Annotated in this window: 17 protein-coding genes; 6 read left to right on the top strand and 11 right to left on the bottom strand. The window is 39.3% G+C overall.

The annotated features are described in order from the left end of the window. Window positions 1-17: 17 nt before the first annotated feature. The 8 genes from VB797_RS23485 to VB797_RS23450 form a co-directional block, all read right to left on the bottom strand. Window positions 18-536 (bottom strand): GNAT family N-acetyltransferase, encoded by a 519-nt coding sequence (locus VB797_RS23485; protein WP_323240161.1) that lies wholly within the window; start codon window positions 534-536, stop codon window positions 18-20. A 227-nt stretch (window positions 537-763) separates the two neighbouring features. Beyond that, a complete protein-coding gene (locus VB797_RS23480) occupies window positions 764-1,399 on the bottom strand; it encodes a L,D-transpeptidase family protein (RefSeq protein WP_323240160.1) in 636 nt (211 codons plus the stop codon). A 167-nt stretch (window positions 1,400-1,566) separates the two neighbouring features. After that, complete coding sequence (locus VB797_RS23475; RefSeq protein ID WP_323240159.1) at window positions 1,567-2,583, bottom strand: NAD-dependent dehydratase; 1,017 nt, start codon at window positions 2,581-2,583, stop codon at window positions 1,567-1,569. A gap of 213 nt (window positions 2,584-2,796) precedes the next feature. After that, window positions 2,797-3,195 carry a nuclear transport factor 2 family protein gene (locus VB797_RS23470; RefSeq protein ID WP_323240158.1) on the bottom strand — a complete coding sequence of 133 codons (399 nt, stop codon included), beginning with the start codon at window positions 3,193-3,195 and terminating at the stop codon, window positions 2,797-2,799. 52 nt (window positions 3,196-3,247) lie between these two features. Next, entirely contained in the window at window positions 3,248-4,114 is an 867-nt protein-coding gene (locus VB797_RS23465) for an alpha/beta hydrolase family protein (RefSeq protein ID WP_323240157.1), read from the bottom strand. Then, window positions 4,107-4,445, bottom strand: a complete 339-nt coding sequence (locus tag VB797_RS23460; RefSeq protein ID WP_323240156.1) for a cupin domain-containing protein — start codon at window positions 4,443-4,445, stop codon at window positions 4,107-4,109. Before VB797_RS23460 ends, VB797_RS23465 begins: the two co-directional genes overlap by 8 nt. Before the next feature lie 91 nt (window positions 4,446-4,536). Then, window positions 4,537-5,019, bottom strand: a complete 483-nt coding sequence (locus VB797_RS23455; RefSeq protein WP_323240155.1) for an SRPBCC domain-containing protein — start codon at window positions 5,017-5,019, stop codon at window positions 4,537-4,539. Continuing rightward, entirely contained in the window at window positions 5,007-5,336 is a 330-nt protein-coding gene (locus VB797_RS23450) for a metalloregulator ArsR/SmtB family transcription factor (protein ID WP_323240154.1), read from the bottom strand. The genes VB797_RS23455 and VB797_RS23450 overlap by 13 nt, the downstream gene beginning before the upstream one ends. Before the next feature lie 385 nt (window positions 5,337-5,721). Between VB797_RS23450 and VB797_RS23445 the strand changes: the two genes are divergently transcribed. Beyond that, window positions 5,722-7,311, top strand: a complete 1,590-nt coding sequence (locus VB797_RS23445; protein WP_323240153.1) for an alpha/beta hydrolase — start codon at window positions 5,722-5,724, stop codon at window positions 7,309-7,311. Between the two features lie 544 nt (window positions 7,312-7,855). On the opposite strand, the gene VB797_RS23440 is transcribed toward VB797_RS23445, so the two are convergent. Both VB797_RS23440 and petN read right to left on the bottom strand, forming a co-directional pair. Then, window positions 7,856-8,017, bottom strand: a complete 162-nt coding sequence (locus VB797_RS23440; protein WP_323240152.1) for a hypothetical protein — start codon at window positions 8,015-8,017, stop codon at window positions 7,856-7,858. Window positions 8,018-8,024: 7 nt separating this feature from the next. Then, a complete protein-coding gene (gene petN / locus VB797_RS23435; RefSeq protein WP_010998401.1) occupies window positions 8,025-8,114 on the bottom strand; it encodes a cytochrome b6-f complex subunit PetN in 90 nt (29 codons plus the stop codon). 114 nt (window positions 8,115-8,228) lie between these two features. Between petN and VB797_RS23430 the strand changes: the two genes are divergently transcribed. The 5 genes from VB797_RS23430 (at window position 8,229) to VB797_RS23410 (ending at window position 13,145) form a co-directional block, all read left to right on the top strand. Continuing rightward, window positions 8,229-8,696, top strand: a complete 468-nt coding sequence (locus tag VB797_RS23430) for a hypothetical protein (RefSeq protein WP_323240151.1) — start codon at window positions 8,229-8,231, stop codon at window positions 8,694-8,696. Window positions 8,697-8,798: 102 nt separating this feature from the next. Beyond that, entirely contained in the window at window positions 8,799-9,356 is a 558-nt protein-coding gene (locus VB797_RS23425) for a 3'-5' exonuclease (RefSeq protein ID WP_323240150.1), read from the top strand. 45 nt (window positions 9,357-9,401) lie between these two features. After that, a complete protein-coding gene (locus VB797_RS23420) occupies window positions 9,402-10,205 on the top strand; it encodes an aminotransferase class IV (protein WP_323240149.1) in 804 nt (267 codons plus the stop codon). 111 nt (window positions 10,206-10,316) lie between these two features. Beyond that, window positions 10,317-12,164: an ATP-dependent zinc metalloprotease FtsH3 gene (gene ftsH3, locus VB797_RS23415; protein ID WP_323240148.1), complete on the top strand. Its 1,848-nt coding sequence runs from the start codon at window positions 10,317-10,319 to the stop codon at window positions 12,162-12,164. Between the two features lie 468 nt (window positions 12,165-12,632). Then, window positions 12,633-13,145 carry a peptidoglycan-binding protein gene (locus VB797_RS23410; protein ID WP_323240147.1) on the top strand — a complete coding sequence of 171 codons (513 nt, stop codon included), beginning with the start codon at window positions 12,633-12,635 and terminating at the stop codon, window positions 13,143-13,145. A 75-nt stretch (window positions 13,146-13,220) separates the two neighbouring features. Here the strand turns inward: VB797_RS23410 and VB797_RS23405 are convergent, their stop codons facing one another. Next, the gene (locus tag VB797_RS23405) at window positions 13,221-14,033 is read right to left on the bottom strand and encodes an SDR family oxidoreductase (protein WP_323240146.1); all 813 of its coding nucleotides are present in this window, start codon (window positions 14,031-14,033) and stop codon (window positions 13,221-13,223) included. Window positions 14,034-14,131: the final 98 nt, after the last annotated feature.

Below are 14,131 nucleotides of genomic sequence, written 5' to 3'. Positions count from 1 at the left end.
AAACCCGCCTGCGCGGGTTATAAATTTCCATAGTCCACGCAGGTGGACTTCGCCTGTGTAGGCGCGGTTTCAACCGCCAGATATGTGATTCTTCTATATTTCATAAAAGTAACGGGAACTCCAATTAATTGTTTACCTAATTGAGATAACTTAAATTTACTTTTGAGAGATGCAGGTAAATCTTGAAAATCAATTGGAACAAAACCAAATTTTTTATAGTAACTAACTAATTTTTTACCCAAACATTCTAAATAAAGTGGTTGAGTTGCCTGTTCAATTAAATGTTGAGTAATAAAACTTCCTAAACCGCGATTTCTCCAATTTTTCGTAACAACTAAACTACCTAGTTCTTGAGCTTCCACAAAATTACGCAACTGACCGCAAGCTACTATTTGATTGTCACATTCAACTACCCAAAATTGTTGCCATTTTAATTGAGTTGGGTCAAGCCTTGCTTTAAATACCAGCCAGCGAATTGATGAAGCATCCTTTGATGTCGCTTTGCGAAGAATACAACCCTCTGGTAAATTCTTCATAATAATATTTTCCCCGATAATGGCTTCCGGTAAGGATAATTTTATCGGGAAAAATGGCGATCGGCGCAGCCGTGCGGCTGATCGCGATTCAATCGCACAAACTAATTACTCCCCTCCCTCTCTTTACCTCTTTTCTCTGCTTCCTCAGCGTCTTTGCGGTTTTTTTTAATCGGTAATCTCTGGAGTAAAAGGAGTAATCTTGATCGAGTTATTGCAGTGTAAATCCACTAAGCAAAAAGTGCGGTGTAGGTTTGACGACCACATATTCCGTCAGATACAAGTCCTTTGTCCTTTTGAAACTGCTTGACTGCTGCTTCGGTTTTTGCACCAAAATCGCTATCAGCTGACAGTTGATATCCCTTGTTGATTAGCTGAAGCTGAACCTTTCTTACATCCTGACTTTTGACTCCACGCTTTAAGGTATTGTTGAAATTCGGTCTTAGTTCTCCATTCACGCTAACAATTGATTTTCCGACTTTAGTATTATCGTAAATTCGTTTTGCTGCTTCCTTGTTTGCAATCCGGACACATCCGTGGGATGAAGGAAATTCGGGAACGGTTGGATAGTAATGCAGAGCAATTCCCCGTGAAGGATCTTGAAAACGTGTCACCCATTCCGCTTCTGGATACTTGCTAAAAAATCGATCGTGTCCAATCACCGAGAATTCACCTTTCGGAGTGCAATCTGTTCCACTCCTTTTACTGGTTGCAACATCGTCACAATTAACACCGGAAATACCTGCACCAGGGGTACAGTGGAAAGGACCTTTCTGTTGTGCTGCTGCATCCGAACCCGTCCAAACCAGCGTCACTTCTTGTTTCCATAGGTCAACGTTGACCTTTGATATATATGTTTCTGCCATGAGATTATTGATACTAGTTATATTTCTTGCATAGTACAAAAAATAATCGCCTATTAAAAGTACCCTAAAGGATTATTTTTTACTCAATATACATCTGGAAACTATCGAAATTAATTTGTTGGATGGCTAAAATTCTGAGACGTAGCACTGCTACATCTCTACATCATTCATTGTTTTAAAACAGCATCTTCGGTTGCATAATCCAATAACCAAGGTGCTACCAGTGGCTGCATTTGGATAGATGGATGATTTCTTGTCCATTGGATAGTTCTCTTCAGCGCTTCCTCTAGCGGTACAATTTCGCTGTATCCCAACTCTTGACGAATGCGGGTAGAGTCTACAAACCAATCTTGCTCTGTATTAAATGGAAAATTCCAATCTGAGGGAAACTTTTCTTGAGGTAAACTAACAACTTTACCTTTCCATCCTGCAATTTCTCCAATTTTACTAACTCTTTCCTGCTCAGATGTCTCTGGTTCCCCGACATGATAAATTCTACTTTTCGCTTTTTCGTTAGTAACAGCTAATGCGATCGCATAACCAATATTCTCGACATAACCGTAAGAACCGCGCCATTTAGCAATACTATCTAATAATACAATCGCATCACGTTTATCATCCATACGTTGTAAATAAGGGGATAGACGGCTCAAAGGGTCATTGATTCCATATACCATCGGTAATCTGACGATTGTTCCAGGTAATTCGCACTCAGACATCACAACTCTTTCAACCAGAATTTTTTCGTAATCCGCAGGTACATTCAAAGCTCTTTGTGGCATATCTTTGAAAGGATAAAGCGAAGAACGTAAAGCTGAATCTTCTGTCAGCGGAAGCTCTACCACACCTGATTCTTGACCTAAAATAACTCCATAAGCCCGGTATACATCCATACTGCTAATTACAACAACGCGCCTTGTAATACCTTTGAAAGCGTTGAGTAGCATCCGTGCGTCTGATTCCGTGTAGCAAATCATATCTATTACAACATCGAGTGAAAGACTCTCAAACTGGCTTTTATAATCGTTTAATTGAGCGCGATCGCCATATACATGATTGACTTCGGGTAACTCAGCTTTTGTGTTTCCCCGATGAAATAGAGTCACACCATGTCCCATAGTTACCAAATGACGCACTACAAAGGGGCCGATAAAATTAGTTCCACCGATAATTAGAATTTTCATTTTGATTTTCAGGGATTGCGTAGTTTGTGAATTGAGCCAAGCGCGGTATACGTCTATACGGACGATTCAGTTCCATTGCTACTCATGGGCGTTTGATAACAAAGTCACTGCTTCCTTCCACCTCACGTCCATTGATTTTTTGTGCTGCGTCGTTATTTTAAAAAGGCTAGATTTGATAAAACGCGATTGCTAAAACTGATAATCGAAGCATTACTATTGTTTATCAGAGGTTCTCGCCTTTTGAATCATTTCTTGGATTGTTTCAGTTTCGCCAATTTCGTAAAGGCTAATCAAACCATCCTCAATGGTAAAGATTTGCTGAACTGTTGCATCCGCAAGTAAATTGCCTTGTAAATCTTTGATGACTTGATGAACGGTAACAACGTTTCGATTATTTTCGTCCGTCTCGAATTTTAGCGTCTCAAGCTCCGCTTGAATATCGTTAAATTGATTAGTCCAGTATTCGCGCACTGCGTCGCGTCCGTAAACAAAACCGCCTTCCACTCCGTTCGCCCATTTCACATCCCGGCGCATAAACGAGATAATTGTTTCAATTTCACGGTTATTAAAGGCATCGTATAAATTTTGCAGAAATTCTTGATTTGAACTCATAATTATCACCATGTTTACCTTTTTTTTGCTGTCTTTTTTTGGAATTTCTTTATTACAAATTTTGACTAAACCAAGCTGCGACAACTTGTTGAAATTCGGCTATATCCTGCTGTACATCGAGTGAATGTTTGGCAGCTTGCAAATCAATTTGATGTTTTAAATGTGTAAAAGTCTGTAAACATAAACGCTCGGACTGATTCGCTTGGGAATAATGCGGTGCGATCGCTGTATATAATTCCTCAACTTGATTTAAAGAGAAAATCTCATCCTGGGAACCATGTACAAACAACATTGCCGGAATCGGCTGACGTTTAGCAATTTCCGACGCACGAGCAGCAAAATCCAAACGTTCTTTCGCTAATTCTGATGCTTCACTCCAGCGATACTTTATTTGCTCATCGTTTAATTCGGGATGATATTGTTTAGTTCCGCGTTCATAAGCATCCACGAAACAAAGTAAATTCTTAGTTACCCCAGCTAAAACAATAGTTTTAATCGGTACAGGACTTTCCAATAAGGTAAGCAAAGCTGTTAAGCCACCAGCAGAGAAACCAAATAAACCAATTTCTTGATTACTAATAGGAAATTTTGCTTGCAAAGCTTCAACAACATTTGGTAGTTCCTGCATTGCTTGTTCGCTTATCGGTAGCAGCAACTTTAATACGTAATCTTCCATCTGTCGTCGCTCAACCTCATCAATACCACCTTCGGGTAAACGTTTACCAAACGCAGGTAATCCTACATATGCTTTCCAAGCTTGTACTTCTGTTAAGGGTAAAACTTCTGCAAGCAATTCCTCGCTATTAGGTATGCCGAAACCGTGCCAAAGTACAATCAGCGGAGCGGGTAAATCAGGATTCACGGGTGGATGCACTATTACAGGTACACCAGCTAACTCTAAAAATTCTTTGTTAAACATTTTCAAATACACCCATTTCACCAAGCCGAATAGTCAGAATTTCTACATCGGTAATCGCTTTGTGAGAGCCGTTTTTCGCGTTTGCAGGGGTAAACCAGAATGTTCCGGCTTGACACTCTTTTCCTCCTGTTTCAATAGTTCCTTCGAGAACATAAATATATTCATCACAAGGATGATAATGAACCGGAATTACCGTACCAGAACTCATACGTAGTTTGTGAATTGAACCTTGAGGAACTGGTTGAGCTAAGGTCAGAATTTCCGTCCCCAGAAACTCCTGAAGTTCTTCCCACTGTTGGCTATTAGTATCGATAAAATGTTGTTCCGTCATCTTAATTTAAGGTTATAAATCTTGTAGAGACGTAGCACCGCTACGTCTCCCTATATTCTGCGTAACGAGAATTCGATCCCACATTAAATAACTAAACGCTACTAATTTCAACCAAAACAGAAAGCAACTGTTGACAAAGCTTTTCTTCCCATCCACCGTTTAAATAAGCAGCAAGAATAAAGCTATCGGACGCTTTAAGAGACCCAGATTGCACTTGAGAATATACCGACTCTCTTGCACCAGTAAAAGCAGTTTCCCGAATTCGATGTTGCAAACGTAACTGCGTACCACCTTCAACAGCTTTCAATGTCCAAGTAACCATAGAAGGCTGACTCATCATGCAGTCTTGCCAGGTGTAAACCAGCCGCAAAGGTTCGTCAACTTCGATTACTTCGCATTTAATACTGGTATCTATTCCCGGTAAAGATTGACTGTAAAAACAAAATTTACACCCGACTCGTGGCTCAAAGTCGTTTTCCATCAACCATTTAGCTAAAATTCGACTATTAGTTAATAAGAGCCAAACTCTTTCGGGTGAATGGGGATAAAATATCTCTTTATTTAATCCGAGCATGATTCCTCCAAATAATTACCTAGAGCATCGAGTTTCTGCTGCCAAAATTGTTCGTAATTGGCAACCCAAGCTGATACTTGTTTTAATCTTTCTGGTTTTAGCTTATACAAGCGCTGTCTTCCTGACTTACGCATTTCTACTAGATCAGCCTCGCACAATACCTGTAAATGCTGGGAAATCGCCGGTAAGCTAATTGCAAATGGTTCAGCTAGCTGTTTGACAGGTTGTTCACCAGTACGTAATAAATCTAATATTGCCCTCCGCGTCGGATCTGCAATTACTTGAAAAACATCTGCACTGGCGGATTGTCGGCTCATATTAAATCTGAACTAAAAATAAGTCGATCAAAATTTGCTCTCGATTAAATACGTCAAATTACCTATACAGTTAAGCAATTACTTAAATATTTTACTTAAGGATTTGCTTAAATGTCAATATTGAAAAATGTTAATTTTTGTTAAAGATGCTTGAAAGTAAAGAGGAAGCAATATTTTTTAAATTATCTATTTTAATTTCACGGAACATGGATTCTCTCTGTTGTTGTCACAAATTAGATGAATAAGTTAAAACTAAGCTCTAGCTAAATATTATTTCAGTATATTGTCCGTATTATTGCGTAAACAGATATCAATAAAGGTACAAATATAGATGAAATATAGTGGGAGAAGTTTAAATACATTTGTAAGTTGAATTTGTACTTTAATGAGTGTGCAGTTGACAGCTAAACCATCACAGGCAGCGGAAACCGTGGTAGTGCGTTACGGTTCGTTTGCGGAGTCAATCTCGATTGCTGAATTAGAAAATGTGGTCAAAACGGGTAAGTTTCCTGATAGTTTCAAATCTTACACCAACCGCTTATCTGAAGAACAGCGTAACTTGATTGTGGGAGCATTGAGGACAAAAATTCCGATTAATGTTGTGACCATGAGTAATTTACTAAATACTCAAATTGGTACAACAATTTTGGAAGATTTAGCGACCGTAATTCATCGAGAAGACGACGCTGGAGCAAAAGCCCTCAGAGCGAGTTTAGTATTAGCAGCGACTCAACCCAAAGGATTTTCTTTGCTTTCTTCCATTGCTGCTTATCCGAGCAAACGTTTAGAAATTGATTTAAATCAAGCATTTAGAGTATTCAAAAATTTAAATACAGCATTTTGGCAAACGCAGCAATTTATGAGCGCGATCGCACCTCAACTTGCGAGCAGAGAACCCCAGCTTTCGCTACCAATGGATGCGACTCAACCGGGAAGCGGTAAGGTTGAAGAGTTTACATTAGATTTGAACGACGACAAGCGAAATCGAAACCTTCCAGTTGATATATATTGGTCAGATACTGCAACTGTTGAAAAGCCAGTTATTGTATTTACTCACGGTTTTGGTTCGGTTCGCACCGAATTACGCTATTTAGCCTCACACCTTGCATCTTATGGTTTCGTAGTTGCTGCTTTGGAGCATCCCGGTAGTAATGCAGCAAATAACAAAGCTGCAATTGAAGGTAAAACTAGGCTTTTAAAACCGCAAGAATTTTTGCACCGTCCTCAAGATATTAGTTTTGTTATAGATGAGTTAGAAAAGCTCAATCAAACAGCGGATCATCCCTTACAAGGTAAACTCGCAACTAATAAAGTGATGGTGGTCGGGTATTCCTTCGGTGGAGGTACAGCTTTATCGATCGCTGGAGCGAGTTTGCAGCCCTATTCCCTCAAACAACGCTGTAAAGGCAACTTAGCGATTTTAAGCTTTGGACAAGGTATCCAATGTATAGCGCACGAATTACCGGAAAAGAGCTATCAATTGCGCGACAAAAGAGTAAAAAGTATAGTCGCTTTGAACCCCACGAGTTCCTTAATGTTTGGTGAAACAGGTTTAGGATCCGTAGAAATTCCCACCCTGGTATTAGCAAGTTCCGCAGATAAAACCAATCCCGCTTTAACCGAACAAATAATCGGCTTCCGCAAAATTCCTTGTCCTAAATGGTTGGTTGGTATAGTTGGGGGTACCCATTTGAGCGTCAAAGACCCGATCGCTACCATCAGTCAGGAAGGAAAACCCAATACTCCTTTAAGCGGTGGTGAAGTCATCGGGGAACAAGCAGCCGATATTCGTAAATTTGTCAAAGCGATCGTTTTAGCCTTTGCTGCTCAACTAACTCCAGAAGCAGATAAATACAAAGTGTTTCTTACTCCAGATTATGCTCAACTTGCTTCTACTAAAGAATTCCCCTTTCGCTTGGTAACGGAAATTCCCGACGATGCTGCAACTGTAATTGAACAACTCGCAAATCAGTGAGGAGGTGGGAGTGAGGAGTTAGGAGTTAGGAGTTAGGAATTATCTTTCCCCCCATCCCCCCATCCCCTTGTCCCCTTGTCCTCTTTCCTGGGTAATTTACTTATGCTTTGTCATATCTACACAAAAAAATCGGTGTCAAGCCTGATTGACATTATGTAATGATTTCATTAAGATTGTTTACATAAGTTCACAAAGCCTTAGTTTGTATAGCTTTGGAGTGAATTAAAAAATTGAGACTTTCAAAATCTCTATTAATATTATCGACATTTGGTTTTTTAAATTGACCTCGGATTGGTACCCGAGGTTTTTTTGTATGTGGGGATTTATCTAAATTTAAAATTCTTAGTACTTACGCAAAGCCCTACTGAGCGGGGATTAGGGAATGTTAATGCCTGAAATGCTTGATTTCTCGTAGAGAAAGGCGTAAATCAAAAATTCGATCACTCTTAACCCTTCATTCCTAACTATAAAGACTTTGCAGTTGCAAAGTCTCTACATTAACCTTAGAGGAAATTTTTGGGAGATAGCGCCTATATCAGTCAAATTATCGCTGTTTAGGCGAACTACGACGCATTTCACGCTTTTCTTGTTCTAGAAGACGGCGATCGCGCCATTCCATAAGAGTTAAATAAACCACGCCACCCGTAACAGATACGAGTAGCACTAAGGCTGATACTGCTAAAATGTTGAGAAATGGAGCTTCCACGATGATTCTACAGTCCGTTACGACCCCAAACTACCATTGCGATCGACCAAGTAAAAACCACTAATAGAGAAACCCAGCCTAACGTCAAAATCGCCATAATATTACTTTTAAACTTCCTGTCTTAACAACTCCTTATTTATCATACAATCATCAGTTACGAGTTGAAATAGGTATTGGGCCTTGGTTATTGATAATTGATAATTGTGATGTGATGAAACAAATCTATAATGCTGAGTTAAGGTTGGAACGCTTAGAATCTCTCAAAGCTGGTACTCTATGTGCCTTGAGTTTTTCTGCGATATTTATTCTCGCTGCGATTTTTAATGATTTATTATTTGAAGAGTATTTTACCCAACTGAATAACGTCAGTATTATTACGTTAAATTGGCAGCGATTGATAAGTGCTGGAATTGCCGGTTTTTGTGGTTTTCTATTTGGTGTTACCTATCGCTACATCATCCGTGAAGATGAAAACCCGCATCTGAAAACTGGTAGCGTGTTCGCTTTTGGATTAATACGGGGTTTGACTCAGGTAGATATAGGATTAAATTTTTCTCTCTCAATTTTACCTTTTGCGTTGCTGGCTTTAGAAAGTGTCTTAGAGTTTGCAGTAACAGCTTTTGTCCTTGATCGCGCTCTTAAATTTGGCTGGTTTAAACCTTTTGATAGTAGTAAGTAAGTCAGTAACGGTTGGCTAAACTGGTATTAAAGCCTTGTCCCTACTACCTATTCCCTATACCCTGTCGTGATTACGATTTTTAACACCGACCTACTTAAATAAATGACTAGTTATTTTTTAATCTTAGACTTAGAAGCAACCTGTTCTAATGATGGTGGAATTCCCAGTGAGGAAATGGAAATGATTGAAATTGGTGCGGTGATGTTGAACCGTTCCACTTGGGAAATAGATGCAGAATATCAAAAGTTTATCAAACCCGTAAGACATCCAAAGTTAACTGAGTTTTGCACGGAATTAACTACTATTACTCAGCAAGACGTTGATACAGCACCGACTTTCCCGGAGGTAATTCCGTACTTTAAACAATGGGTTGATTCTTATCCTAATCATATATTTTGTTCTTGGGGAAATTACGATAAAAAGCAATTTATTCAAGATTGCGAATTTCATCATTTAGATTATCCTTTTGGAGCGGAACATCGAAATATAAAAAAAGAATTTTCCCTATATATTGGTGATAATAAAAAAAGATTTGGGATGGCTGAGGCTTTACAGCATTTAGAAATAGAATTGCAAGGAACTCACCATCGCGGGATTGATGACGCTCGAAATATTGCCGCTATTTATAAATATATGAATAAGGTTAAAGGTCAAAGTTGAATATTTTTAATTCCTAACTCCTAACTCCTAACTCCTAACTTTAATATGTATTGGTACAATGGTGAATTAATCGAATCCGAAACTATTCAACTACCAATTAATGAGCCAGGTTTATTGTTTGGTGCAACGATTTTTACAACTTTGCGAGTTTATAATAATTCCTTAAATAACCGCTTAACTCATTGGGAAGCACATCAAAAACGCTTGCTTGATTCCGTACAAAAATTGGATTTTCAACAACCAGATTGGCAAAATATCCGCCGTGGTGCATCTATTCTCATAAATCATTACCCAATTCTCAGAATTACCCTGTTCCCCGATGGTAAGGAGTGGATAACGGGAAGATTACTTACAAATGATTTGACACAAAGACAAAAGTATGGTGTTAACGTAGCGATCGCCAAAACAGAACAATACCGCAGTTTACCTTTGCATAAAACCGGGAATTACTTAGCGGCTTGGTTGGCAAAAAGTCAGGCTTTGAAACAGAATATTCAGCAAAATATTCAAGAAGCGATTTTAACCGACGCTGAGGGAAATTGGCTGGAAACCACTACTGGCAACCTTTGGGGATGGCGCGATCGCTGTTGGTTTACACCACCATTAAGTGCGGGAATCTTGCCGGGAATTATGAGAGAACAACTGCTAAATTGGTTGATCCATCATCAATATCAAGTCAAAGAAGAACCGTTTACCCCAAAACTAGTTCAAGAACTTGTGGCGATCGCCTACAGTAACTGTGTAGTGGAAATACTACCAATCCACCAAGTCATTCACCCTACAGGAAAGCTACAATACGATCCTAGCCACTATTGTTTTAAGGAATTACGAAAATATTTACTAGCATGATGTGTACGCATTCTGGTATACGTTAAGATAAGTTAACATAATTATTAAAAATTCCATCTCTTTTAGATAGAGACGCGACGCAACACCAAAAAAACAGGAGGATTGACCTCGGTGAATAATAAAAGATGGAGAAATGCGGGGCTGTACGCGCTGCTTTTTATTGTTGTAATTGCTTTAGGAACAGCATTTTTCGACAATAATCAAGCCCAAAGTCGGGAAACATGGCGTTACAGCGAGTTTATCCAGGAAGTTCAAAAAGGTAAAGTTGAAAAAGTCAGTTTGAGTTCCGACCGCTCTACTGCTTTGGTCATACCAAAATATGACACGAATAAAAAACTTGTCACTTTAGTAAATGACCCGGATTTAATTAATACTCTTACCCAAAACAACGTTGATATTTCTGTATTGCCTCAAAACGATGAAGGTTTCTGGTTTAAGGCACTTAGCAGTCTATTCTTCCCCGTATTGCTTCTAGTGGGTTTGTTCTTTTTACTGCGACGCGCTCAGAGCGGGCCAGGAAGTCAAGCCATGAACTTTGGTAAATCGAAAGCCAGAGTGCAGATGGAGCCGCAAACCCAAATTACTTTTGGTGATGTCGCTGGTATTGACCAAGCCAAACTCGAATTGAACGAAGTAGTAGATTTTCTTAAAAACGCCGATCGCTTTACCGCTGTTGGTGCAAAAATTCCTAAAGGTGTACTTTTAGTAGGACCTCCCGGAACAGGTAAAACTTTGTTAGCTCGTGCGGTAGCTGGTGAAGCTGGGGTTCCCTTCTTTTCCATCTCCGGTTCTGAATTCGTAGAAATGTTTGTGGGTGTGGGTGCTTCCCGCGTTCGCGATTTGTTCGAGCAAGCAAAAGCCAATGCTCCCTGTATCGTATTCATCGATGAAATTGACGCAGTAGGTCGTCAGCGGGGTGCGGGTTTAGGTGGTGGTAACGATGAAAGGGAACAAACCTTGAACCAGTTACTTACCGAGATGGATGGTTTTGAAGGTAACACCGGAATCATCATTATTGCTGCTACCAACCGTCCAGACGTACTCGACGCAGCATTATTACGTCCCGGACGTTTCGACCGTCAAGTAGTTGTTGACCGTCCAGATTATGCTGGAAGGGTAGAAATTCTTAAAGTTCACGCTCGCGGTAAGACCTTAGCGAAAGACGTAGACTTAGATAGAATTGCTCGTCGTACTCCTGGTTTTACGGGTGCGGATTTATCCAACCTGTTGAACGAAGCCGCGATTTTAGCAGCACGACGCAACTTGACAGAAATTTCGATGGATGAAATTAACGATGCGATCGATCGTGTATTAGCTGGTCCAGAGAAGAAAGACCGGGTAATGAGCGAAAAGCGCAAAGAATTAGTAGCGTACCACGAAGCCGGTCACGCTTTAGTTGGTGCTTTAATGCCAGATTACGACCCAGTGCAAAAAATCAGCATTATTCCTCGCGGACGTGCGGGTGGTTTAACCTGGTTTACTCCCAGCGAAGACCGCATGGACAGCGGTTTATACAGCCGCGCTTATTTGGAAAACCAAATGGCTGTAGCTTTGGGTGGACGTATTTCTGAAGAATTAATCTACGGTGAAGATGAAGTTACCACAGGTGCTTCCAACGACTTACAGCAAGTAGCTCGTGTAGCTCGTCAAATGGTAACTCGCTTTGGAATGAGCGATAATCTTGGGCCAGTTGCGCTTGGTCGTCAGCAAGGTAATATGTTCCTCGGTCGTGACATCATGTCCGAACGTGATTTCTCCGAAGAAACCGCAGCGACCATTGATGCTGAAGTCCGCGACCTAGTAGACGTTGCTTACAACCGCGCTAAACAAGTTTTACAAGAAAACCGTCACATTCTTGATAAATTAGCAGCAATGTTGATTGATAAAGAAACAGTAGACGCTGAAGAATTGCAAGAATTATTAGCAACCAATGATGTCAAAACAGCAGCGTTTGCTTAATTAAAGTTAGGAGTTAGGAATTAGGAGTTAAGAGTTAATTAAAAGCTTCTAACTAATATAAAGCGGGGTAGTTCTAGAATATTCTAGAGTTACCCCGTTTTTTTAAAGCGGTATTTATATAATTCAACCCAAAGTATCCAAAAATTAGTAATGGGATTCCTAAGATTAGGGAAATAAGCAAAATAAAATCACGACGCATCGTTCGATCTAGTTATTTTTGTAGTCCATTTTAATGGACTTATGCTATTAGACAGGGACTTTGAGTCCCTGACGGAAAGGAACGCAGTTAAAAAATCTTTAAATACTCAATCACATGGTGTGTTGTCGCGGAGCGGAGCGCACCATAATATTTAACTTATTCTTAAACGTAATAAATATTACCCTCAAGGGTACTAAATTTCATCGGGAATCTTAACTGTAGTAGTGGAAGTTTAATTATGTAATCAACTATAAATATGGAATATATTAATGACTACTGTAATTGAATGTCCTACTTTTAGACCTACTCTAAGAATTGGCAATCGCGGTCAAGATGTCAAAGTGATGCAAAAACTCTTGGAAAAAAGATTTGCATCTATTTATAAATCCAGATTCCAAATAAACGTTGATGGTGACTTTGGATTGAAAACCGAGGCTGCGGTTAAATACCTTCAATGTGTAGCCTTTTTAGATATAACAGGAATTACGGATACTGCGACTTGGAATTTTATCTGTAATGGTGTCAAAAGCTTGGGTGTTTTGCAAAAAAACAGTAGTGGAAATAAAGTTAAGTTTGTCCAACAAACTCTGTTAGATAGCGGCTTTTATCATGGTGCAATAGATGGACATTTTGAGAACCATACACAGATGGCTGTCAAAGCTTTTCAAGCTGATTATTCTTTAGCTGCTGACGGTATAATCGGCGAGAAGACTTGGGATTTGCTTATCCAGTTAAATAGCCACATCGATGCTTGCTATTGTTATTATTATGGTGGTTGTTAATTCCTGAATTTTTCACTAAAGTAGTCAGTTTAGAGACTTCACAATTGCGAAGTCTCTCTAATTTGCGTTTTATATTCAAAGCTGCTCAAATAAAGCATCCCAATCAACAACCGATGGTCTTTTCCCTTGATTAACTATTTCAAAAGCCTTGTTATAACAACTTGAATTATTTAAACATTCAACACAAGCATTAGCAACGTCGATTCGGCTAGTTTGTCCTGTAAGTCGATCGCCAGTTCCTAACTCTACTGCTAAATTACCGTCGGTTTTTGCCTGTAGTAAAGTATTCAAATCATAGGAAGTATAAGGACCATCAATTAAGCGTCCGGGACGAATAATTGTATAAGGTAAATTTGAATTTTTAATCGTGTCTTCAGCCAGTTTTTTCGCATCAAGGATACCAAAGCTATTTAAAACACTGTAGGGAAACTCATTTTTACGTTCAACTCCACAGGAAGATATAAATACGAATTGCTTTAAATCTTGTGGTGCAACTTCTACTAAATTACTTACACCTTGAGCATCAACTTTCATCGGACTATTTTTAGCTTTGGCTTTTGCTTCTGCGGGGTTCAGAAATAATCCAAAATATTCTAAAAAATTAGGATTATCTTCAAAATCCCACCTTTCGGATGGGAAAGCAGTTGTACCGCTACAGCAAATAATATGAGTAACATTTGCCATTGCTGCTGGTAAAGTTTCGAGATTGCGGATATCTCCAACAGCAACTTCTACCTTTCCCGCAAACATATTTTCGGCTTTAGAAGCGTTGCGCGTCAAAACCCGAACTTTGAAATTTTTGTCAAGTAACTTTGCTACCGTTAATTGTCCAACTCCACCTGTAGCACCAGCAACTAATACTAAATTTTCTGAGACATTTGAAGTCATGATTTTTTGTTGATACAGCTAAAAATATTCTTTTACTAATAAATAAAAACTAGGGTACGGCACCAACCACACCCTAGTAGAATATATATGAAAATATA

This window comes from Rivularia sp. UHCC 0363 (assembly GCF_034931125.1).
Classification (GTDB): Bacteria; Cyanobacteriota; Cyanobacteriia; order Cyanobacteriales; family Nostocaceae; genus Rivularia.
The sequence above is the reverse complement of the archived record's forward strand: the minus strand, read 5'-3'. Positions and strand labels throughout refer to the sequence as shown.